Raw genomic sequence first — 23080 nt, forward strand, 5'->3', positions numbered from 1 at the left:
GATTGATTAAAGGGTAACTTATTCGTCCCACTCTTCGATCTCATCTTTTCCGTCCCGCTGCATCAGCTCATTTACGGCATCACGGGCGGGCTTTCCGTGAAAGAGCACTTCATTCACCTCATTCACGATCGGCATATCCACGTGATATTTCTCCGCGAGCATTTTTCCCGCCCTGGCAGAATATACGCCCTCGACCACCTGGTGCACTTCCTTCATCGCGGCTTCCATAGTATATCCCTGCCCCATCAGATAGCCCGCCTTCCGATTGCGGCTGTGCAGACTCGCGCAGGTTACGATCAGATCACCAATTCCGGACAGACCGTAGAGCGTTCTCATGTGAATGCCCATCGCGCCTCCAAGCCTTGCAAGTTCTGCGCTTCCTCTGGTGATCAGCGCCGCCTTTGTGTTGTCCCCGTATCCGAGCCCGTCCGCAATTCCCGCCGCAAGAGCCATCACGTTCTTCAATGCCGCCCCGAGCTGAATTCCCTTCATGTCCGAGCTTGTGTACACCCGGAATACCGGCGACATAAAGACGGACTGCACTCGGTTCGCGGTCTCTCTGCTGTGCGCCCCGGCAACAATAGCCGTCGGAAGGCCTCTTCCGACCTCCTCCGCGTGACTGGGGCCGGAAAGAACAGCCACATCCGCCTGCGGAATCTCCTGCTCAATGATCTCGCTCATTGTCATCAGAGAATTTTCCTCGATCCCCTTTGCCACACTGACGATCAGCTGTCCGGGCCGGACCAGTCCGCTCATCTTGTGTGCCGTATTCCTCAGGGCAGGAGAAGGAACTGCCAGCACAAGGAGATCCCTTCCGGCATAGGCCTCCCCGAGATCTGTCGTATACTCCACGGAATCCGGAAGAATCACACCCGGAAGTTTATCCGTGTTCTGATGATTCTTTTGATACATTTCCGTTTCTTCCGCGCGGTAGGACCAAAGGGTCAGCTCGTGACCATTATTGCATAAAAGCCAGGTAAGCGCGGTCCCCCAGCTTCCCGAACCAATCACACTGATTTTTGCCATCGATTCACCTCCCTAATATATGCCGTGCCGCCACGGCCCCGCTGCAATGCGTGCGTCACCGTTATTATTTATCCGACGGATGGCGATGACTCAGATAAGTCTTCCTTTCGCATCCCGTCGCAAGTCTCTTTATATTGCCCCGATGCTGGAAATACGCGAGTGCGGTGAGGATCGCCGTAAGCACACACATCTCCGTGAGCCGGGCTGTCGTCATCGAATATCTTCCCATTGCACAAAAAACGCAGAGAAATACCAGAAACTCCGTAGACAGTGACAGCGAGCTCAGAGACACATAGTGAGTCGCGAAAAAAATCGAAAAGAACAGCACCGTGCCAACCAGGATCATCGGCCAGTCGCCAAAAGCGATGACCATTCCCGCCGTCGCAGCGATTCCCTTGCCCCCTCGAAAATCCATATAGAACGGATAGTCATGTCCGAGGATGACTCCGGCAGCTGTCCAGATCTTGAGAAGCGGGAAGAGCTCCGGGTATGAATTGCGGAAAATCAGCCAGGTAAGAATAACAGCAAGAATACACTTCGTTACGTCCCCGGCCATCGTCATGAGACCGGCTTTCGTTCCGAGCGTGCGAAGCGCGTTAGTCGTTCCCGCGTTGCCGCTCCCCATCTTCCGGATGTCCACGCCCTTTGCTTTTCCGATGAAATAAGAGGTCTGAAACAGACCAAATCCGTATCCGATCAGCAGACTGCAAGCCCGTGCAAGCATCTCTCAGTTCTCCTCCTTGTCCTGTCTCTCCCTGATAATGAAACGGATCGCGGTTCCCTTAAAACCGAAGGCATCACGCACCCGGTTCTCCAGATATCTCTGATAAGAGAAATGCATCAGTTTCTTCTCATTCACAAAGATTACAAAGGTCGGCGGCTTCACCGCTACCTGTGTCATATAAAAAACTTTCAGCCTCCTGCCCTTATCTGACGGCGGCTGCTGCATGGCAAGGGCTTCGGTCAGGATGTCATTCAGAACACCGGTCTGCACACGAAGCGTCTGCGAATCCAAAATCTCATCGATGGTGTCAAAGAGCTTCGGCAGTCTCTGTCCGGTTTTAGCGGATATGAAGATAATTTCCGCGTAATAGGCGAAGGAGAGGGTGTTCCTCACCTTGTTCGTAAACTCCTTCACGGATTTATCATCCTTCTCGACCGCATCCCACTTGTTCACCGCGACAATCAGCCCTTTCCCTCTCTCGTGGGCGATTCCGGCAATCTTCGCGTCCTGCTCGGTGATTCCCTCCGTCGCGTCGATCACGACAACTGCGATATCACAGCGCTCCACCGCAGATACAGTCCGGATGATGCTGTACCGCTCCAGGTCCTCCTTTATCTTGCTCTTTCTCCGAAGACCCGCGGTATCAATAAAGGTATAATTCTTCCCGTTCCGGGAAATAACCGTGTCGATCGCATCTCTTGTGGTGCCTGCGATATCCGATACAATGACCCGGTTACCGCCGAGTAGTTTATTGATTATAGAGGACTTTCCGACATTCGGCTTCCCGACAACGGCAATTCTGGGATTCTCGTCCTCCTCCGGCGCCTCTGCTCCCTCTGGGAACTTCGAAATCACCGCATCGAGAAGATCCCCAAGTCCCTGCTTTCCTTCCGCAGAAATCGCATAAGGTTCTCCTATACCAAGGTTATAGAACTCATATACATCCATCTGCTGTGCCTTGAAGCTGTCCACCTTATTCACGGCAAGCACAATCGGCTTCCGGCTCTTGCGCAGCATGGTGGCGACCTGATAATCCGCGTCTGTCAGTCCCTGACGGACGTCGGTCATAAAAATGATCACATCAGCGGTGTCGATGGCGATCATCGCCTGTTCTCTCATCTGCGAGAGGATCACGTCGCTGCTATCCGGCTCGATTCCACCGGTATCAATCATCGTAAACTCATGAGAGAGCCAGCTGACATCGGTATAGATCCGGTCCCTGGTCACTCCGGGCGTATCCTTCACAATGGAGATTCTCTCTCCTGCAAGAGCATTAAATAATGTAGACTTACCCACGTTCGGGCGTCCCACAACTGCTACGATCGGTTTGCTCATACATCTGTCTCCTTCTATGTGTACTGCCCTTCGTCTCTCCGAGAACCGCAAGGCAGAAATCCTTTCCCTCCGGATCCACCACAGTGACGGGAACCTTTAGTTCCATTATAACCTGTTCAACCGTGATGTCATCCAGAAAAACATTTTCCCCGGAACGAAGCATATTGCAGGGAATCAAAAGCTCCTCCCCGAGTTCTTTTCCCTTCAGCTGACGAATCAGATCCGTCCCTGTGACAAGTCCGGACACAGTGATTCTCTCGCCGAAAAAGTCATTCCGGATTGGTACGATCCGGACGCAGACCTGCGGATATTTCTCCCGGATCAGTCCGCACAGCTTTCGAATGGTATCGGCAGGAAGCTGTCCCGTCGCAATCGTCAGGTTCCGTATCCTGTCATCTCCGCTGCGTTCCCGCAGCTCCTCTCTCACCTCTGTCTCCAGAAGCCTCAGCATGCCGACACCATTTTCCAGCTGAAGATAGCCGTCATACCGCTCCTCCTCCGGAATGTCCCTGCCCGCCAGAAGATACCACTCATCCGACGCATGCACAAAATGCACTCCGTACTTTGGGTACAGCTTTTTCTGCCAGCTTTCGATACGGTCAATTACCTTCGCCGCATCATCTCCATTGAACGGCTCGAGGGGGTACAGACCGTCCCGGAACCTGGAAAGTCCTACCGGCACAACCGAAAGGCTCCGGAGCGCAGGCAGGTATCCGGTGAGATCCCGGATGGTCCGTTCCAGCTCCTCCCCGTCATTCAGGCCTTTACAGAGAACGATCTGCCCGTTCATCTCGATCCCGGCGTCCGCCAGCCGCTTCACCTTCGGAAAAACATCTCCCGCAAACCGGTTGTGAAGCATCTTCCTGCGGAGTTCCGGATTCGTGGTCTGAAACGAAATATTGATGGGTTCCATCCGGTAGCGGATAATCCGGTCTATATCGCTGTCGCTCATGTTTGTCAGTGTGACATAGTTGCCCTGAAGGAAGGACAATCTGGAATCGTCATCCTTGAAATAGAGCGTATCCCGCATTCCCTTCGGCATCTGGTCAATGAAGCAGAAAACGCAGTGGTTGCTGCAGGATTTGTAGTCATCCATCAGCCCGTTTTCAAACTCCACACCAAGGTCCTCATCCGGATCCTTCTCGATTTCCAGTTCCCATTCTTCGCCGGATTTCTTCTTTTTCAGCAGGACCACAATATAACTGTCATTCATCAAAAACCGGTAATCAAAAATATCCTCAATATCGTTTCCATTGATCTTCAGAATCTCATCGCCGGGCTCCATTTCCATTTCCTCGGCAATGCTTCCGGGTTCGATTTTTCTTATAATATGTGCAGTCTTTCCCATTTTCCATCCTCCGATCATCCTACAAATCATAACAAATCCGCTCTGAAAAAGCAACTTGACCGCGGAAGCAGGCATTGACACCCCTTTTTTTCAATGCTAATATGTGTCGTGTACGCCCGTGCGAATTCATTATCTGCTATAGCGGAGCCGTTTTTTACGCGAATTTCCGGGCATCCCGTTGTGAAAAAACATTATACCGGAGGCTTTCATGGCTAATACAAAATATCTGGTGAATGCATCTGCAGTCGCTCCTCTCAAGCTGATCGCTCTGCCCGGATGCGAAGAAATGGCTAAGACCATCAACAAGTATCTGATCCAGTTCCGGCAGGAGATCTCTGCCCAGAACACCGCAAAGAAGGACACCTATGGATATGCCACAGACAATTACATCATCGACGTGAACCTTCCCCGTTTCGGAAGCGGCGAGGGCAAGGGTGTCATCAATGAGTCCGTACGGGGCGTTGACCTTTTCATCCTCGTTGATGTATGCAATTACAGCGTCACCTACAGCGAGTTCGGAAACATCAACCACATGAGCCCCGATGACCATTTCCAGAACCTCAAGCGCGTCATCGCCGCGGCAAACGGAAAGGCACACAGAATCAGCGTCATGATGCCGTTCCTGTACGAAGGCCGCCAGCACAAGAGAACCGGAAGGGAATCCCTCGACTGCGCGCTTGCTCTGCAGGAGCTCGTGGATTACGGCGTAACCAATATTCTGACCTTTGACGCCCACGACCCGCGCGTTATGAACTCCATTCCGCTTCACGGCTTTGATAATTTCTTCCCGACCTATCAGTTCCTGAAGGCACTGCTGAAGACAGAATCGGATATCCAGATTTCAAATGACCACCTGATGATTATCTCCCCGGATGAGGGAGCCATGTCCCGTGCCATCTATTTCTCCAATGTGCTCGGAGTTGACATGGGCATGTTCTACAAGCGCCGTGATTATTCCCGAATCGTCAATGGCAAGAACCCCATCGTCGCCCACGAATTCCTCGGCGACTCCGTAGAGGGCAAGGACTGCATCGTCATCGACGATATGATTTCCTCCGGCGGCAGCATGCTCGATGTCGCGACACAGCTGAAAAACCGCGGTGCCCGCAACGTATATGTCTGCTGCACCTTCGGCCTGTTCACGGACGGACTGGCCAAATTTGATGAATACTACGAAAAGGGAATGATCAAGAAGGTCATCACCACTAACCTGATCTACCAGACACCGGAACTGCTCTCCCGCCCGTGGTATTCCACCGCGAAGATGGGCAAGTACATGGCCAGCATCATTGATACGCTGAACCACGACGTATCCATCAATAAGGTGCGTGACAACACCCTGAAGATCAATAAGCTTCTCAAGCAGCACGGATGCTGATTCAGATTCCGTCTGATACTGCCGTACAATTCATTTTGTACGGCAGTATTTTTTACGCGAACAGTGAGCCGCATCCGAATGCGAAGTATTCGTGTGCGGCGAGCGTCGCGATAGCGAGATAAAACTCGCGCAGCGTGTTTTATCTCGTTGAGCCGCATCCCAATACCGTCTCTCTATGCCGGCTTTCATCCCTGCGCCCTACAGTCAACTCTCCATGTCCCTTTCCATACATTCAACACCGCCTCTCTATGCCGGCTCTCATCCCTGCGCCCTACGGTCAACTCTCCATGTCCCTTTCCATACATTCAATACTGCCTCTGCGCCTCATACTCAAATGCACCGACATGGTGCCTCAGCCTGTCACCCTCGATCGCTATCACATCAAACCGGCACGGCATATCCGAAGAAATCCGGTACTGCATCCGGAAGTAATCTGCCGCCCGGCTGATTCTTCTTCTTTTATTTTCATTGACTGCCTCCTCGGGCAGTCCGACGGCGCCGTTTCTTCTGTATTTCACCTCTACGAAAACAAGAGTTCTCTGTTCCTTCGTCTCATCCCTCGCGATCAGGTCAATCTCCCCCGTGCGGCACCGGAAATTCTGGCTAAGAACCAGATAGCCCTTATCCTCCAGATACCTTGCCGCCAGCGTTTCGTATTTTGATCCCGTTTTCCTCTTATTCACCCTTTTCCTCCAATCCATCCGTTTTAAAGCCCACAAGCAGTCTTTTCCGCTCAAAATTACAATGTGATGAATCGTTACATATATTTTTGTTTTAATATGGTGTGCCGGGTCGTTACATATATTTTCGTTTTATTATATGGTGCGCCGGGTCGTTACATGTATTTTCGTTTTATATATAGTGCGCTGGGTCGTTACATGTATTTTCGTTTTTTAATAGTGCGCTGGGTCGTTACATGTATTTTCGTTTTATTATCAGAAACAAGGGAAATTGCCCCCGGAATCGGGGATCAGAATCATCAGGATTTTTTCCTGCCCCAGATGTGCAAAACTGACGGTACAAGAACCAACAGACAAACGTATTAGATTCTTGTTTTTCTCCAACCGGCCATTTTGTGAAGAGCGACGATTCCGTGGATTTAATGATTTGCATCGCCAGCCGTCTTGTGAAGGGCGAAGATTTTGGAAATGCAATGCAGCATGTAAAAGACGGATGGATTTTTCACACGTCGCCAGAAAGAAAAACTGAATTTCTATGTAAAAAAATCGGGAAATGCAAAAACGCGCCTTATCAGACGTCAACAAAATGGCCGATAAATGTTCTCCGGTGAATCGGACAGGGCCCGTATTCCTTCAGCGCCGCAATATGCTCCGCCGTTCCGTACCCCTTGTTCTTCGCGAACCGGTATTCCGGAAATCTCCGGTCATACTCCTCCATGAGATGGTCTCTGGTAACTTTCGCCATGATGCTGGCCGCAGCAATGCTCTGGCTCTTCGCGTCTCCCTTTACAATGGAGACCTGTCTAAACGCCAGATCCGGAATATGAACCGCATCCACCAGGAGCAGATCCGGACTTACCCCGAGCTTTCCGACTGCCATCCGCATCGCCTCATATGTTGCCTGAAGGATGTTGATCTCATCGATCCTCTCCGGAGAAGCCGTTCCGATCCCGATCGCAGTGGCTTCCCGCGAAATCACCTCAAACAGCTCCTCACGCCTTTTCTCGGAGAGCTTCTTGGAATCATTGATATAGCGGATCCGGATCTCCTTCGGAAGAATCACGGCTCCTGCCATCACCGGCCCGGCAAGAGGTCCTCTTCCCACCTCGTCGATCCCGCAGATCAGTTCACAGTCCGGATATTTTTTTTCAAACTCACAGAGAGCCTCTACCCGCTCCATTTCCTTCCGGAGCTTTGCCTCCCGCTTTAATTCCGCTTCCTCTTTCTTCGTCATATCTGACATACGGTCCTTTCTTCTTACGGCCTCAGCATATCTGATCTCAGTATTGCCGCCTGACCTCCCCATTGCCAAAGCCTGAGACTTTACGGAGATATTTCGTAAAAACATCAAGTTTACACCCCGTGATGCCTTCTCCATCGCCCCAGCAAGGGCTATAAAGAGAAATTTAGTAAAAACATCAAGCTTCGGGGATCTCCAGCGTCACTCTCCCGAGAGCGCCTCTGCGGAATTCATCCAACAGGATAGCCGCCGCCTTTTCGTATGATACCTGATTTCCGGCCGACAGGCATTTCCTGTTTACCGCGATATTCTCCAGAATCTTTACCGGTTCTTCCGATTCGGAGACGCCATACCTTGCCTCCAGCATGCCCGGATATTCCGCTGTCAGATAGCGGATCAGTTCCAGTGAAAGTTCCTCGGTCTGCACCACATCATCACTGACAGAGCCGATAAATGCCAGGCGCACCCCGGCCTTCGGATCGTCAAACCGCGGCCACAGAATGCCCGGGGTATCCAGCAGATCAAGTTCCTTACTCAGATGAATCCACTGCTTTCCCTTGGTGACACCGGGTTTATTGCCTGTCTTTGCCGAAGCTCTTCCGGCCATGGAATTGATAAAGGTCGATTTCCCGACATTCGGTATGCCCACAACCATCGCTTTGATCGTGCGGTTCCGGATCCCCCGGCGCCGGTCTCTTTCTATTTTCTCTCTGCACGCCTCCCGAATCAGCGACTGGATCTGCTTCAAGGTTCCTCTGTTTCTCGAATCCGCCAACAGGACCTGGGCTCCCTGCTGCTGATAATATTCCATCCACAGCCTGTTCCTTTTCTCATCCGCAAGGTCCGCCTTGTTGAGTACAATCAGCCTCGATTTCTGTGCGCCCATGCTGCGAATATCCGGGTTCCGGCCGGAATAAGGAATTCTCGCGTCGATCAGCTCAATGATGATATCAATCAGTTTCAGATCCTCCTGCATCTGACGTTTTGCCTTCGTCATATGTCCCGGATACCACTGTATTTCCATTCAGAACCTCCCGAAAATGATTCTTCCGCACATGAGCCTTCCTGCCGCCGTCACAAAAAGACCGATATGTAAATGCCTTTCAAATAAATTCGACTGCGCGTTCCCGGATATAAGATTCCGGCTGTACAATTCCGGCTTTACAATTCTCTCACCTCAGAACCGAAAGCTTTCGAAACGGCAGCACACGGAGCCACAGCTTCCCGACGATCTCCGATTCCGCAATATTCCCGACCGCGTCATAGCGGCTGTCTTCGCTCCCGTTGCGGTTGTCTCCGAGCACGAAATACTCATCCGCGTCAAGAGTGACTGGTTCTGATGCAACGCCCGGATCAACGATTGAGGCAAAGTCATTTTTCATCTCCTCCCCGTTAATCAGGATCCTTCCATCGCTGATCTGAACCGTCTCTCCGGGCAGTCCCACGATCCTCTTGATCCGCAGGCCCTCCCCATACCTTCCGTTCCCTGAACGAAAAACAATAATATCTCCGCGCTTTGGCCGGCTCAGCCTGTATGCCGCCTCATTAATCAGACAGGTCTGTCCCGCTGATAACGTCGGTTCCATAGACCCCTCGTTGATCACAATCGCATGACAGAATGCCTGTGCAAACAGAAACGCCAGAATCAGCACGCAAGCTGCCGCAGCACACCATCCTCCGATCCGGAATCCACGCGAATGCTGGTACGCCTTCTTCACCCCTTTCCGGCTCTCCTGAACACCCGGATCCTCCGGTTTATCGGCCTCCCATTCCGCATCGCGCCGAAGCGCCGCCTCTGCCTGTCGGCGTTCCAGTGCCTGCTGTTCCACCGTTTTCACACCGGCCGGCGTCTCCTGCCGTTTTCTTTTCATTCTCCCCATAACTTCCGCTCCCCGTCCATTGTAAACTGTATTGCTAAATCATACCACATAAGCCGTAAAATCGCCACGACCGATTCAGGAAAAAAAGAGACCGATTCACGCAAAAAAGAGATCCTCCTTCCGCCGCCGTGGGAACTGTCCACAGCAGAGACCGATGGTCTCGCAGAAGAAAAATCTCTTTACTGTATAAGCTCTTCGAAAACGCAGACAGGATCGTCACGCGCGAAGCGTGTGTAAGAGACTGTATGCGATTTCGAAGGCAACAGGTATGAGCGTGAAGCCGTGTGAAACACGGCGAAAACGCGAATATGCGCGGGCAGTGAGCCACATCCGCTCACACAAAGTGTGAAGCGGTGGGGCGAACGCCGCGACAGACCGACAAAGTCGGTCACCTGTAGGATTGCGGGAGTGCGAAGCACGGAGCAATCCGTAGCTTATACAGTGTATGGCATGATGTACCGTATTCTCCGCAACCCCCTTGATCTGGCAAGAAAACAGGAGTCGGCAAGGGGAATTCGCACCTGTTTCACTGTACAACGGCTATCCGAAAGCTAACCTGTCCGAAAGCTGACCGATCTGAAGGCAGTTTCATCAAAAGGCAGCCTGGTAAATCTCTACAATATCCCTTCTGGTAAGCGGCACGAAGCTTCCCACGCTCTTCCTGGCCGCCTTCGCCGCCATCGTCTCGAAATTCTCCGTGCTGTCGATTCCGACCGCGCGGAGATTGGAGGGAAGTCCCATGGTCTCGAAAAGGAAGGTCCGCGTCTTCGCGATCGCGTCCTTTGCGATTTTCGCCTCATCCTCACCGGAAAGCCCCCATACATTTCTGCCGTATTCCGCAAAATTCCGGACAACAGACGGATCCTTTCTGAGAACGAATTCCATCCAGACCGGAGTGAGAATGGCAAGTCCCTCTCCATGTGTGATGTCATAAAAAGCTGACAGCTCGTGCTCCATCGGATGAACACACCATGTCGGCTTGCTGCCGTCTGAGATCAGTCCGTTGATCGCGTGACTTGCCGCCCACATCAGATTCGCGCGCGCGTCGTAGTTATCCGGCTCCTTCAAAGCAACCGGGCCATATTTGATCATGGTCTTCAGAAGTCCCTCCGCGAATCTCTGCTGGACGTCGCATCCGGGTTCCTTTGTAAAATAGTTCTCGAAAGTGTGGCTCATCATGTCAGCGGTTCCTGCCGCGGTCTGCCTGCGGGAGACGGAATAGGTATATTCCGGATCAAGAATGGACATCGTCGGTTTCATCGCCTCCGCGCATGTTCCCCACTTTTCATTCTTCGTCATATCCGAGATTACCGCGAACTTATCCATCTCAGAACCGGTCGCGGCGATCGTCAGAACGGAAAAAATCGGAAGAGCCCCGGTAATCTTCGACGGATCAAGTACCAGATCCCAGGCATCGCCGTCGTACGCAGCTCCAGCGGCCACAGCCTTCGCACAATCAATCGTACTTCCGCCGCCGATCGCAAGAACCATGTCGATCTGCTCTTTTTTGCAGAGATCAACGCCCTTACGCACCGTCTCAATTCTGGGATTTGGCTCAACCCCCGGAAGCTCCATCACCGTAAGCCCCGCATCGTTCATGATCTTCATCGCCGTGTCGTAGATTCCGTTCCGCTTGATGCTCCCGCCGCCATAGACGAGCAGAACCTTTGATCCATAATCGGAAAGTTCTGACAGATGAGAGATCTGTCCCTTTCCAAAATAAATTGTTGTGGGAATACTGAATCTGAAATTGTACATTTTGCCACCTTTCCCGGAATTATTCACATCCGATAAACAAAAAGAAGGTCCCTTTCGGGGCCTCCTTGTCCGTCTGAAATGAATTATTTAACCAGCGCTTTAACCTTTGCGGCTTTACCGGAACGACCTCTGAGGTAGTTCAGCTTTGCACGTCTAACCTTACCCTGGCGAACAACCTCCACCTTCTCTACAAGCGGAGAATGAAGCGGCCATGTCTTCTCAACGCCAATGCCGTTGGAAGTCTTGCGAACCGTGAATGTAGCGCGGTTGCTTCCGCCCTGCTTCTTCAGTACGACACCCTCGAATACCTGAATTCTCTCACGGTTTCCCTCTTTGATCTTACCGTAAACCTTAACGGTATCGCCAACGCGGAACTGCGGAACGTCCTTCTTCAGCTGCTCTTCTTCGATCTTCTTGATAATCTCGTTCATTTCTATCTCTCCTTGACACTATATAAAATGGATGTTCATACCACCGATAAACGTGACAGCGGACCATCATCCGGGACTTGCTCACCTGTCCACAGACTTTGACATTATACCTTATGCTCAGTGGAAATGCAAGACTTTTTCCCTGATATCCAGTGCGGCATTTCGAAGAAGCTGATCCCCGCCGAACACCGCAGGACTGATCCGGGCAATTACGTGGAATTTCCGATTCTTGAGGAATGCCGAAGCCTCCTCGATCTCGTCATCGCTGCCAACGAGAACCGCCGGTGTTTCTGAACCGTACAGGCCGCGGAACCGCTCCGCAAACGAAACGGACGGATCATAACGGACGGCGGTCTTCCCCTCCGCAGAGGCTGTCTTCTCCTCTCCTGCAGCTCCCGGAATCACCGCAGACTTCGCCTTCTCCACCCCTGCCGCTCCGGGCATCTCCGCAGGAAATGCCTTGCCCACTCCCGCAGCTCCCGGCATCACCAGAAGCAGCAGGTTCCACGGTTTCATGCGAAGAGGCGTTTTCTGCAGCTTCCGTCGGTTGTAATCCATGTATTCCCCGTAACGGGATACAGATTCCGTCAGAAGACGGCCATTTTCCGCCGCCCCCGGTTCTCCATAGCTCACGCAGATCACGCGATAGCTGTTCTTCAGCAGATCCGGACGACGCTCCTTTGTGCGTTTCAGGGATTCCTCATGTCTCCACTCCTCGATCTTCAGATGATCGCCGGACAGCAGAATCGGAGGAACGCTCTGCTCATGCCACACCTCCGGTCTCGTGTACTGCGGATATTCGAGCAGATTATCCTGCAGAGATTCAAACTGCGAGGATTCCTCATTTGAAAGTACACCGGGCACAAATCGGGACACCGCGTCAATCAGGACCAGGGCTCCCAGCTCTCCTCCCGTAAGCACGTAGTCGCCGATCGAAATATAATCGGTCACCGTTTCCTGGAGAACACGCTCATCGATCCCCTCATAATGACCGCAAAGGATGACCAGATCTTTTTCCTGCGCAAGCGATTCGACTTTTGTCTGGTCCAGCACCCGCGCCTGCGGGGTCATATAGACCACCCTCGGCTTCCGTCCGATCCTTGCCTCAACGGATTTCACCGCGCGGAATACCGGTTCCGGCTCCATCACCATCCCCGCGCCTCCCCCATAGGGATAATCGTCCACGCGCATGGTCTTTCTCGTAGAAAAATCACGGATATTCACCGTGTCTACACGAATGCTGCCGTTTTTGATGGCACGTCCGGTGATGCTCGTTCCCACCGCATTCTGTATCATTTCCGGAAACAAAGTCAATACATAAAAATTCAAGCTGTATACCTCGTGAAAGGATTCTTCTCTGTGTCTTCACCGTTCTCACACACGGAACATTGCTGCCGCCTGCCCGGCGGATGAAGAAACAGTTCCCTGCAGCTGCTTCAGATAATCCTCGATCTGCTTCATAAACGCAGGGTCTCTCATCAGCCTGAAAACCTCGACAAAGGCAATCAGATAGACAATAAACAGTACGATGCACATAATCAGCGCCGCTATTGCCATCCCCCTTCCCCTGTATGCCCCCGGATTTTTCCGGATCTGGTTCAGTGCGACAATTGCAAAGAAAATGCCGAGCACCGATGGAATACAGTACAGGCTGTTCAGGAAGATCGAAATGACCGCAAGTACCATTGCCGCAACCGCAAAGCTGTTGTTTCTGATCGGATATCCAGGGCCGTAACCCGATCCGTAAGGAGCATTACCCTGATTTCCGGACCAGCCTCCGTTTGAATTGCTGCTGTTCCAGCCGGTATTCTGTCCATTACTCCATCCGCTGTTTGCATTCCCGCTGTTCCAGCCGGTATTCTGTCCATTCTTCCATCCGCTGTCTGCGTTCCCGCTGTTCCAGCCGTTTCCGGAATTTCCTCCGTTTGAATCGCTTCCGTTCCAGCCGCCCGCATTTTCGCTGTTCTCAGAACTGTCACGGTTATTTTTCCAATTTCCGGCGGACGGACCATCATGCCAGGCGCCATTTTCCCAGTACCTGCCGTTACCGGATCCCGTCCTTTCCCGATTACTGCTCTCACCGGAATTCAGATCCGAGATGGGATGCCATTTTCCCTGGAACCAGTAGCCTCCGGGCTGATCAGAATGTTCTTCACCGTTTCTGTTCCGGAACACATCCGTGTGATCCCCGGAACTTTCCGCATTCCCAAATCCGCCGTCTCCGCCACCGTTTCTGGCCTCTGCCTTCTTCCGGTCAGCCTTTTCCGGATCCCACGGAATGTCGATCTTGTCCTTGGAATCATCCTTATCCCATATAACGCCGTGATCCGCCGCAGCCCTGGCGATCTTCTGCTCTTCCTGTGTGCCGGCTTCTGTTTTCGCCGTCTCTGAGTCAGTCGCAGCCGATGCCACATTCTGATCTTCCCGCACGCCGGCTTCTGTTTTCACCATCTCTGAGTCATTCGCAGCCGATGCCATATTCTGATCTTCCCGCACGCCGGCTTCTGTTTTCGCCGTCTCTGAGTCAGTCGCAGCCGATGTCACATTCTGATCTTTGTGGACAACATCTTCCACTCCCGGGAAATCTGCGGTTCCGGAAGCTCCTGCTATTTTCTCCTGATCCGCCGTTGTCTCCAGAGCCGCCGGAGCCTTTGTGTCCCCGGATTTATTCACTTCCGCGTCCGTTCCGGCGCTGCGCTCTTCGGAAGGCGTCTCCGATGATCCCCGTGGTATTTCAGGTGAACTCCCGGAAATCGTATCCGGTTTGCCGACCGGCCAGCCGCAGTTATTGCACGCCTTTGCGTCATCCGACAGTTCTGCGCCACAATGTATGCATTTTTTCAATTCGTGTATACCTCTCTTTTCAATCGAGATAACACGCTCTGCGCGGGTTTCATCTCGATTACCACTCTTAACCGTCGATCAGACCGGGAAGCAGATGGACCGTCATCTCGCCCTTTTCGACGTCAACCTTCATAATACACGCTTTAATTGCGGGAATCAACACTTCGCCGTGCTCCTGCGTCTCAACCGCATAGACATCATTGGCTCCGGTCTCTATAACGTCCCTGAGCGTTCCAAAGAACTGCCCATCCTCAGTCCGGACTCTCATTCCGATTACATCCGCAACATAGTACTCATTTTCCTTCAGCGGCACTCCTTTTTCCCGGGGAATCATCACATCCCACGAACGGTATTTCACCGCGTCATCCATGGATCCGATCCCTTCCAGTTTCAGAATGACAAGATTCTTGAAAAATCTGACGCCAAGGATCTGATGTGTCTCCGACTGCCTTCCGTTTGTCAGAATCACCTCATCCAGATCAAGGAACCGCTCAGGGTCGTCCGTCGTCGGAAATACCCTCATCTCCCCGCGGACACCGTGCGTCGTCGTCACCGCACCGATTTTCAGAAATTTTTCCATATTGTTCGCCCCATATCTCCTGTACATCTGTTCCGGCCAGCGCCGCACGCAGACCATCTGTCAGCATTTCCACCTTGATATTTTGTGAACTATCAGAGCGTTCTTTATTCGTCCAGACCAATCGATATATTGAGTACGGCTTTACAGAGTGCCATCTTGTACCAATAATTGGTTTGTTTATTTTTGAACGTTCTACTATCTTTATATAAAAAGAGCCGCCGAGCAAGCAGCATCAGCACTAGAGAGATGCTCCTCAAACGACTGCTCTTATGAATCATTTATCCGTCACCGCAAGCTGCTCATGCGATTTACTCGATGATCTCGACTGTCACCTTTTTGTCGATCCGGGTAGAGGCGGTCTTCACAACGGATCGGATTGCCTTCGCAATTCTTCCCTGCCGTCCGATGACCTTGCCCATGTCCGCCGCTGCAACCTTGAGTTCAATTCGAAGGTCGCTGCCGTCTTCGATCTCCGTGACAACCACTTCATCGGGATTATCTACAAGAGCTTTGGCGATTACTTCAACCAGCTCTTTCACAAAAATCCACCTCCGGCCTGAATATGATTACTTCTGGATACCGGCGAGCTTGAAGATCTTCTCAACAACTGCAGTCGGCTGAGCACCGTTCTTCAGCCACTTCTGAGCAGCTTCCTCATCCACCTTGTAAACACTCGGATCCTTGGTCGGATCGTAGGTGCCGATTTCCTCAATGAATCTGCCATCTCTCGGAGACTTCGCATCTGCTACCACGATTCTATAGAAAGGTGCCTTCTTCTGTCCCATTCTCTTCAGACGAATTTTAACTGCCATTGTTCTTTTCCTCCATAATAAAAATAATTGTATATGATGTGATTTGTAATCGTTAAGGTATCTCTCCCCTGATTACTTCTATGAGAACAATCTTCCCTCTTTCGTTCCGAATATCTCCATCCGGTTAAAAAGGAAAATTGAAACCTCCCTTACCGAACATGCCTTTCCTGCCGCGCTGCTTCATCATGCCGGGCATCTGCTTCATCATCTTACGGGTCTGGTCAAACTGTTTGATAAAGCGGTTGACCTCGGAAATGTCCACTCCTGCTCCTGCGGCAATCCTCCGTTTTCGGGAAATGTTCATCAGATCAGGATTTGCGCGTTCCTTCGGCGTCATCGAGCGGACAATGGCCTCTTTTCTGGCGAGATCCTTCTCATCGATCATCCCCTCCACTTCCTTCATCTTGCTTCCGGTCATTCCCGGCATCATGGAAAGGACACTTGAAATGCCGCCCATATTCTTCATCTGCTCCATGCTGGTCATGTAGTCATCGTAGGTGAACTGCGCCTTCCGGACACGCTGTTCCATCTCCCTGGCTTTCTCTTCATCGACATTTGCCTGTGCCTTTTCGATCAGGCTGAGCACATCACCCATGCCGAGGATTCTGGACGCCATACGGTCGGGATAAAACTGCTGAAGATCCTCCATCTTCTCTCCCATACCCACGTACAGGATCGGCTTGCCGCAGATGGAACGGATTGAGAGTGCCGCACCGCCTCTTGTATCTCCATCGAGCTTCGTCAGTACCACGCCGTCGATACCGACCTTATCCTCAAAGGTCTTCGCCACGTTGACAGCTTCCTGTCCTGTCATAGCGTCTACTACAAGGATCGAACAGTCAACGGTCACTGCCTCCCGGATGGCCACAAGCTCTTCCATCATCGATTCATCGATCTGCAGACGGCCCGCCGTATCAAGGATGACCACATTGTAGCCGTTGCTTCTGGCATGCTCGTACGCGGCCTTCGATATGTTCACCGGCTTTGCCTTGCTTCCCATTGAAAAGACATCGACTCCGACCTTGCTTCCGTTGGTCTGCAGCTGCTCAATCGCGCCCGGGCGATATACATCGCAGGCAGCCAGAAGCGGTTTCCTGCCCTTTTGTTTCAGCTTGCCTGCAAGCTTTGCGGCAGTCGTTGTCTTACCGGATCCCTGAAGACCAATCATCATTAGAACCGTAATCTGCGAAGCCGGCTTCAGCGGAAGCTCGGTCGTCTCCGAGCCCATCAGATTGACCAGCTCGTCATTTACGATCTTGACCACCATCTGACCCGGATTCAACCCGTTCATGACATCCTGTCCGATTGCCTTCTCTTCCACGGTTTTCGTGAATTTGCGGACAACCTTGAAATTGACATCTGCCTCAAGAAGCGCCATCTTGACTTCCTTCAGCGCAGCGTGAACATCATCCTCCGTCAGCTTACCCTTGCTCCGAAGATTCCTGAACACATTCTGAAGTTTATCGGTTAAGCTTTCAAATGCCATACTCTCTGTTCCTCATATCATGCGGCGTTCTGCCCGAGTTTACAGTTCCTTCAGAATCGAAGAAGAAATACCGTAAATCTTCTCCATGCGATGATCTGCCTCCGCAGCATCTGCCCGGTTTTCCGGATCTCCGAAATCCGTCAGTCTCTGAATCTCCCTGACGCTGTTCCTGATCTTCAGGAACTTCTCGACAAGGTGAAGTCTCTTCTCATAATCCTCCAGTATCCTGTCACAGCGCTTCATCAGGTCGTGCACGCCCTGGCGGCTGATTCCTTCATCTCTGGCCACCTCCGCAGCAGTATAATCCTCAAAGTTAATCTCGGAGTAGATCCGTCTCTGATGCTCTGTCAGGAGTTCGCCGTAAAAATCAAACAGGTAAGATTTCTCCACAAACTCTTCCATAGCAATTCCCGATCTCCCATCCTGCAGCGACAGCAAACGTCCATACGATAAGTCGTGCCACAAACTGTATAAGCTACGTATTGCTCCGTGCTTCGCACTCCCGCAATCCTACAGGTATTCGGATTTCGCGCGTTCGCGCTGCCTGCCGCGCATGACTGCTTCTCAGTCACATATGTGTCCCTGTTTGCGCACAAAACAGGTACGCTTTTCTAACGTACCCGCTTATCCTACACGATATCGCAATCCGTGTCAAGTGTTTTTACTTGACTGATCTAATTTCCTGATCTGATTATTCGAACTCGATCCTGTCAAGCTTAAAGTTAAAAAGCCTGTTATACTGCACAGCCATTATGTTTTCCTCCGATAGATTCTGCTTCAAAAGTCTTGTTTATCACATCACGAAATCGTTGATATTTCTATTGTTTTATTATACCCAAAAATATGTAATATATAGTTGACATTTTGCTATTCATCATGCTATGCTCTTGATGTCAAATAAACTTGACACAAAGTAAGGAGGACGAATCATGTATTACGAAATAGGTATCGGTTTTGGATTACCATTTGCAGTTTTTGTGCTTCTTGTGCTCGTACTCAATGAGAAAAAAAAGACCAAGCAGGTTATGTATGATGAGATGCAGACAGCAGTCAGGGGACGTGCGTATCAGTATGCGACTGTCACCGGTGTTCTTTCCGGGATCATAACTTCGTTCCTTCTGGACTGGGATGCATTCCCTATGGACGGAAGCCTTGCAATAATAGCTGTCAGCTTTCTGATGATTACAGTCTACGTTGTCTATATGGTCATGAAGGGCGTTTACTTTGGCGTTTCGGGAAAATGGAAGAAATGGACTCTCTTGATCTTTATCATCGGTCTCTGTAATCTCATCACTGGCATACTTCGTATCGCCGAGGATGGGCTGCCGGAAGGGAAGCTAACCGCTACCAACATCACGGTCATAATGGGCGTTATGTTTATGGTCATCGTGGTTGCCGTAATAATCCAGAAGCTGCGGGAAAAGAGGAATGAGGACTAATGAAGAATCTGAAGATGAAGTCCGCAAGAGCCGCCAAAGACCTCTCCCAACAGCAGCTTGCCGATTTGGTCGGCGTGTCACGGCAAACAATCAACGCGATTGAAAAAGGGGACTATAATCCCACAATCCGCCTCTGCATCGCCATCTGCAAAGCGCTGGATAAAACGCTTGACGATCTATTCTGGGAGGCTGGATACATTCAAAACCACGGAGATGCAGCAACATGATTTTGCTTGAAACCCATATAAAATAAGGTTTTTTCAGGCTTGACCTATCATTCCAGCTCAATAATCCTGATTTTATATACGGCAGATTTTTTAAATCTTATCCATAAAATAACGCAGCAGAGGACTTGCATCTTTTTCCGGGTATACGATCTCCAGCTTCTCCCGATAGTCTCCCGTATCGAGCGGTATATACGAAAGATTGATATTGATCTGCGGCTTAAAGACATCGAATTCCGGCACAATCGCAATGCCGATCCCCGCCGCTACAAAGATGAGAATATTCTCGATATCATCCGTGACCTGTGCGACATTCTTCATGATCTCTTTATTCAGAAACGGATGCGGATGGATCTCCGAATTTGCCGGAACTTCAATCTTAAAATCATGAAGAATCAGCTTCTCATACCGGAGCTGACGCAATTCCACCTTTCGCATGCCAGACAGATAATGATCCGTCGGAATCACCACGTAATACGGATATTCTCCAATCGTTCTTGAAATGCTGTTTGAATACCGAAGAAGGGGATTTTTTACATTAAAAATAATATCGTATCTGCCATTCAGATAATCATCGTGCAGATTTACGGCATTGTCACGGTTCAGGGAAATCTGAATTCCCGGATAATCCGCGCGGAATTCCTGTACTGTCCTGGGGAAGCGCGACATCTCCATTCCCTGCAGATAACCGATCCGCAATTCTCCGCTCATGCCGTCCCGTACGGCATGCACCTTTTCGATCGCGTCATAGTATCTGGCCACCATCATTTCCGCATCCTGCACCAGCGTTTCTCCTGCCGGGGTCAGGCTGATTCTGTTATTTCTGCGCAGAAACAATTTCGCATCGAACTCCTCTTCTAACGCATGGATCTGCTGCGTCACCGCTGACTGTGAAATAAAGAACTGTCGCGCTGTCTTCGTAAAACTCAACGTCTGCGCTGCTGTCAGAAAATATTCCAGCTGACGAATTGTCAAGTCACATGCCTCCTCTGATTTCCTTCTCCGGCCGCAGACTATCCGACAGCCGGAACCCATGAATAGTTTTTAACGGCCATATATAAACAGAATAACACAACATCCATTGCTCCTCATAACTTTTTCTTATGGTTCTCATGGATTTTCCTGTTTGATATTCTGCTCTGATCTTTTTATGATAAGGAAGTCTGTCATGAAAGAAATTGCTTTTCATTAAAGGAGGTTTCTATGCGTCATATGCCGCTTCTCAAAAAATATCTGTACTTCATCATCGGTCTCTTCGTCAATTCTCTAGGAGTGGCTTTCATTACCAATGCCCGCCTCGGCACCTCGCCGATCTCAAGCATTCCCTATGTTCTGAGCCTGAAGTACCCGATTACACTCGGTGGCTTTACTATCCTGTACAGTCTCCTGCTTGTTGCGCTCCAGATTGTTCTGCTCCGCAAGACATATCAGCCGATTCAGCTCCTTCAGATTCCGGTCTCCATCCTTTTCGGATATTTTATTGATTTTTCCATGAAATACCTGATCTACTGGCTGAATCCGCAGCAGTATCCGATGAAAATTATCAGTCTCCTGGTCGGCTGTCTGATCCTCGCCTTCGGCGTATCCATGGAATTCACAGCCAATGTGATCATGCTGCCTGGCGAAGGCGTCGCGACCGCTCTGCATCAGATCACCGGGAAAGAAGCTGGCAGTGTAAAAATTATTGTCGATGTAAGCATGATGGCTTCCGCAGTTGTTCTTTCCCTTGTCCTCTTCCACCGTGTCAACGGCGTTCGTGAAGGTACTGTGATTTCTGCCATCATTGTCGGTTATATTGCCCGTCAGTTCTGCAGACTTCTTAACCCGATCATGGAGAAGTGGTTCTATTCTACCTCGCGCTCTGTCGAGACAGGTTCCGAGAACTGACGAATTCAAGCATAAAAATACTCCATTTTCCCCTTCCCTAAATGAAATAGCAAATATAAAGAGGCCTTCGCATAAGCCATTCTCATACCACAGGCTATCGCGACCGTCTCTTTTTTGAATTTTTTACTGCGTGCAGCCATCTTCTTCATTTTATACTGCGTGCAGCCATCTTCTTTATCCTGCCGATATTTTCTTTGTTCTCTTCTAATTCCATTTGTACAAGGTCAATGTATTCTTGCTTTGTGTAAAAACATCTTCTGTGCCTCTGATGCAGTGCTTGGATCCCGGGCTCTTTCGATGGTTTTCTCCTGTCACCCGGAATGACAAGAGACGGATACCAAAAATCTTCATTCTGTGTTAGTATAAGAAGGCTGATCGACTGCCCGTACCAATATCTATAAGAAAGGCCCAAATGGTAATCGATCTGCTCTTCATCAAAACCTCAGGAGATATTTTCGTAATGAAACAATCAACACAAGACCCCCGGTCCAACAACAAAATGGGTATCATGCCCATCCGGAAGCTGATCGTCAACATGTCCGTCCCTATGATGATTTCCATGCTGGTACAGGCTCTTTACAACATCGTGGATTCTGTTTTCGTCGCGCAGATCGGTGAGGATGCGCTGACAGCGGTTACTCTTGCGTTCCCCATGCAGAACCTCATGATCTCGGTAGGCGCCGGCACCGGAGTAGGCATCAACGCTCTGCTTTCCCGGGCGCTCGGCGCACGGGAGTTTGACAAATCAGATAAGGCAGCGAATAATGGCATCCTTCTGGCCTTCTTCAGCTTTATCGTCTCCGCGATTCTCGGTCTGACAATCACCGGGCCCTTTATTCGGAGCCAGACATCCTCGGCAGACATTATTCAGTATGGCAATGCCTACCTCGGCATCGTCATGACTCTTTCCTTCGGACTTTTCATGCAGGTCACCTTTGAGCGGTTGCTGCAGTCCACCGGAAGAACCATGCTGAGTATGATCTCGCAGCTCACTGGCGCCATCATCAATATTTTTCTCGATCCGGTTATGATCTTCGGCCTTCTGGGCTGCCCGAAACTTGGAGTGGCGGGCGCCGCCTATGCAACCGTCATCGGACAGACGATTGCCTCGGTTCTCGGCTTTGTGATGAATCTGAAATTAAACCGCGATATTCATATCAGCGCCGGAGCCATTCTTCATCCGGATAAAAAAACCATCGGCAGAATTTACTTTGTCGGCATACCATCGATCCTGATGATGAGCATCGGATCGGTCATGACCTACCTGATGGATCTGATCCTGATCTCCTTCTCGACAACCGCAACCGCCGTCTTCGGAGTGTATTTCAAGCTTCAGAGTTTCTTCTTTATGCCGGTTTTTGGTCTGAACAACGGACTGATCCCGGTTCTGGCCTTCAACTACGGAGCCGGACACAAACGGAGAATCAACAAGGCCCTCAAATTCGCCATGCTGCTTGCTATCTGTGTGATGCTCTGCGGAACTGCAACTTTCGAGCTGATACCAGACAGACTTCTTGATCTGTTCAATGCCTCCGCGGAAATGAAACAGATGGGTGTCGTCGCGCTCCGGACGATAGCCATTCATTTTCCGATTGCAGCCATGGGCATCATCATGAGCTCCATCTTCCAGGCCTTCTCAAAGAGCTTTTATTCCCTCTTTGTCTCCCTCGGAAGACAGCTTGTCATCCTGATCCCGGCCGCCTGGCTTCTCTCAATGACCGGAAATGTCAACAACGTCTGGTGGTGTTTCTTCATTGCGGAAATTGCCTCCTTTATTCTGTCGCTGACCTTCTTCCGGAAGGTCTACCAAAGCGATGTTTCGCCCCTTCCGGACGACGGTGTAGAGTGATCGCGAATCGATTTCTGAATGTTTCGCGCACTGCAGAAAACACCCGCAAAGTCTTGCCTGGCAGGACTTTACGGGTGTTTTTTACATTACTCGGCCATAGAAGTCTGTACGAACGCTTTCAAGTGCACTATGATAATATCTGTACAAACGCTTTCAATC

General features: G+C 50.7%; 23 protein-coding genes. 5 read left to right on the forward strand and 18 right to left on the reverse strand.

The window, feature by feature from the left end:
* Positions 1-18: 18 nt before the first annotated feature.
* From ACTQZS_RS04580 to ACTQZS_RS04595, 4 genes are all read right to left on the reverse strand, one after another.
* Positions 19-1026, reverse strand: coding sequence for an NAD(P)H-dependent glycerol-3-phosphate dehydrogenase (locus tag ACTQZS_RS04580; protein WP_441474786.1), 1008 nt, complete (start codon positions 1024-1026; stop codon positions 19-21).
* Between the two features lie 64 nt (positions 1027-1090).
* The gene (locus tag ACTQZS_RS04585; protein WP_441474787.1) at positions 1091-1750 is read right to left on the reverse strand and encodes a glycerol-3-phosphate acyltransferase; all 660 of its coding nucleotides are present in this window, start codon (positions 1748-1750) and stop codon (positions 1091-1093) included.
* 3 nt (positions 1751-1753) lie between these two features.
* A complete protein-coding gene (gene der / locus ACTQZS_RS04590) occupies positions 1754-3085 on the reverse strand; it encodes a ribosome biogenesis GTPase Der (protein ID WP_441474788.1) in 1332 nt (443 codons plus the stop codon).
* Positions 3039-4433, reverse strand: coding sequence for a DUF512 domain-containing protein (locus ACTQZS_RS04595; protein WP_441474789.1), 1395 nt, complete (start codon positions 4431-4433; stop codon positions 3039-3041). The genes der and ACTQZS_RS04595 overlap by 47 nt, the downstream gene beginning before the upstream one ends.
* 208 nt (positions 4434-4641) lie before the next feature.
* Here ACTQZS_RS04595 and ACTQZS_RS04600 point away from each other — a divergent pair, with 208 nt between their 5' ends.
* Complete coding sequence (locus ACTQZS_RS04600) at positions 4642-5811, forward strand: ribose-phosphate pyrophosphokinase (RefSeq protein WP_441474790.1); 1170 nt, start codon at positions 4642-4644, stop codon at positions 5809-5811.
* Positions 5812-6116: 305 nt separating this feature from the next.
* Here ACTQZS_RS04600 and ACTQZS_RS04605 read toward each other — a convergent pair whose 3' ends face one another.
* The 13 genes from ACTQZS_RS04605 to ylxM all read right to left on the reverse strand — a co-directional run bounded on the left by ACTQZS_RS04605 (position 6117) and on the right by ylxM (position 17924).
* On the reverse strand, positions 6117-6494 hold the full coding sequence (locus tag ACTQZS_RS04605) for a YraN family protein (protein ID WP_441474791.1): 378 nt from the start codon (positions 6492-6494) through the stop codon (positions 6117-6119).
* 568 nt (positions 6495-7062) lie between these two features.
* Entirely contained in the window at positions 7063-7797 is a 735-nt protein-coding gene (locus tag ACTQZS_RS04610; RefSeq protein WP_441474892.1) for a ribonuclease HII, read from the reverse strand.
* Between the two features lie 112 nt (positions 7798-7909).
* On the reverse strand, positions 7910-8755 hold the full coding sequence (gene ylqF / locus ACTQZS_RS04615) for a ribosome biogenesis GTPase YlqF (RefSeq protein ID WP_441474792.1): 846 nt from the start codon (positions 8753-8755) through the stop codon (positions 7910-7912).
* 148 nt (positions 8756-8903) lie between these two features.
* Positions 8904-9611: a signal peptidase I gene (gene lepB / locus ACTQZS_RS04620; RefSeq protein WP_441474793.1), complete on the reverse strand. Its 708-nt coding sequence runs from the start codon at positions 9609-9611 to the stop codon at positions 8904-8906.
* Between the two features lie 591 nt (positions 9612-10202).
* On the reverse strand, positions 10203-11369 hold the full coding sequence (locus ACTQZS_RS04625) for an iron-containing alcohol dehydrogenase (protein WP_441474794.1): 1167 nt from the start codon (positions 11367-11369) through the stop codon (positions 10203-10205).
* An 83-nt stretch (positions 11370-11452) separates the two neighbouring features.
* Positions 11453-11800, reverse strand: a complete 348-nt coding sequence (gene rplS / locus ACTQZS_RS04630) for a 50S ribosomal protein L19 (RefSeq protein ID WP_441099204.1) — start codon at positions 11798-11800, stop codon at positions 11453-11455.
* A 117-nt stretch (positions 11801-11917) separates the two neighbouring features.
* The gene (trmD, locus tag ACTQZS_RS04635) at positions 11918-13129 is read right to left on the reverse strand and encodes a tRNA (guanosine(37)-N1)-methyltransferase TrmD (RefSeq protein ID WP_441474795.1); all 1212 of its coding nucleotides are present in this window, start codon (positions 13127-13129) and stop codon (positions 11918-11920) included.
* Positions 13130-13174: 45 nt separating this feature from the next.
* Positions 13175-14644, reverse strand: a complete 1470-nt coding sequence (locus ACTQZS_RS04640) for a DUF4190 domain-containing protein (protein WP_441474796.1) — start codon at positions 14642-14644, stop codon at positions 13175-13177.
* A gap of 67 nt (positions 14645-14711) precedes the next feature.
* Positions 14712-15224, reverse strand: coding sequence for a ribosome maturation factor RimM (gene rimM / locus ACTQZS_RS04645; protein WP_441474797.1), 513 nt, complete (start codon positions 15222-15224; stop codon positions 14712-14714).
* A gap of 308 nt (positions 15225-15532) precedes the next feature.
* Positions 15533-15763 (reverse strand): KH domain-containing protein, encoded by a 231-nt coding sequence (locus tag ACTQZS_RS04650; protein ID WP_441099208.1) that lies wholly within the window; start codon positions 15761-15763, stop codon positions 15533-15535.
* A 27-nt stretch (positions 15764-15790) separates the two neighbouring features.
* Positions 15791-16036: a 30S ribosomal protein S16 gene (gene rpsP / locus ACTQZS_RS04655; RefSeq protein ID WP_441099209.1), complete on the reverse strand. Its 246-nt coding sequence runs from the start codon at positions 16034-16036 to the stop codon at positions 15791-15793.
* A 124-nt stretch (positions 16037-16160) separates the two neighbouring features.
* Positions 16161-17522 (reverse strand): signal recognition particle protein, encoded by a 1362-nt coding sequence (ffh, locus tag ACTQZS_RS04660; RefSeq protein ID WP_441474798.1) that lies wholly within the window; start codon positions 17520-17522, stop codon positions 16161-16163.
* A 39-nt stretch (positions 17523-17561) separates the two neighbouring features.
* Positions 17562-17924, reverse strand: coding sequence for a YlxM family DNA-binding protein (gene ylxM, locus ACTQZS_RS04665; protein ID WP_441474799.1), 363 nt, complete (start codon positions 17922-17924; stop codon positions 17562-17564).
* 527 nt (positions 17925-18451) lie between these two features.
* On the opposite strand from ylxM, the gene ACTQZS_RS04670 reads away from it, so the two are divergent.
* Both ACTQZS_RS04670 and ACTQZS_RS04675 read left to right on the forward strand, forming a co-directional pair.
* Positions 18452-18961 carry a hypothetical protein gene (locus ACTQZS_RS04670; RefSeq protein WP_441474800.1) on the forward strand — a complete coding sequence of 170 codons (510 nt, stop codon included), beginning with the start codon at positions 18452-18454 and terminating at the stop codon, positions 18959-18961.
* Entirely contained in the window at positions 18961-19188 is a 228-nt protein-coding gene (locus ACTQZS_RS04675) for a helix-turn-helix transcriptional regulator (RefSeq protein ID WP_441099213.1), read from the forward strand. Before ACTQZS_RS04670 ends, ACTQZS_RS04675 begins: the two co-directional genes overlap by 1 nt.
* A gap of 90 nt (positions 19189-19278) precedes the next feature.
* Here ACTQZS_RS04675 and ACTQZS_RS04680 read toward each other — a convergent pair whose 3' ends face one another.
* Complete coding sequence (locus tag ACTQZS_RS04680) at positions 19279-20160, reverse strand: LysR family transcriptional regulator (RefSeq protein WP_441474801.1); 882 nt, start codon at positions 20158-20160, stop codon at positions 19279-19281.
* 228 nt (positions 20161-20388) lie between these two features.
* Between ACTQZS_RS04680 and ACTQZS_RS04685 the strand changes: the two genes are divergently transcribed.
* Together ACTQZS_RS04685 and ACTQZS_RS04690 are read left to right on the forward strand one after the other, a co-directional pair.
* Positions 20389-21072, forward strand: a complete 684-nt coding sequence (locus ACTQZS_RS04685; protein ID WP_441474802.1) for a YczE/YyaS/YitT family protein — start codon at positions 20389-20391, stop codon at positions 21070-21072.
* 460 nt (positions 21073-21532) lie between these two features.
* Entirely contained in the window at positions 21533-22921 is a 1389-nt protein-coding gene (locus tag ACTQZS_RS04690; protein ID WP_441474803.1) for an MATE family efflux transporter, read from the forward strand.
* Positions 22922-23080 lie beyond the last annotated feature (159 nt).

Source organism: Bilifractor sp. LCP19S3_H10, from assembly GCF_052119185.1.
Lineage (GTDB): Bacteria > Bacillota > Clostridia > Lachnospirales > Lachnospiraceae > Bilifractor.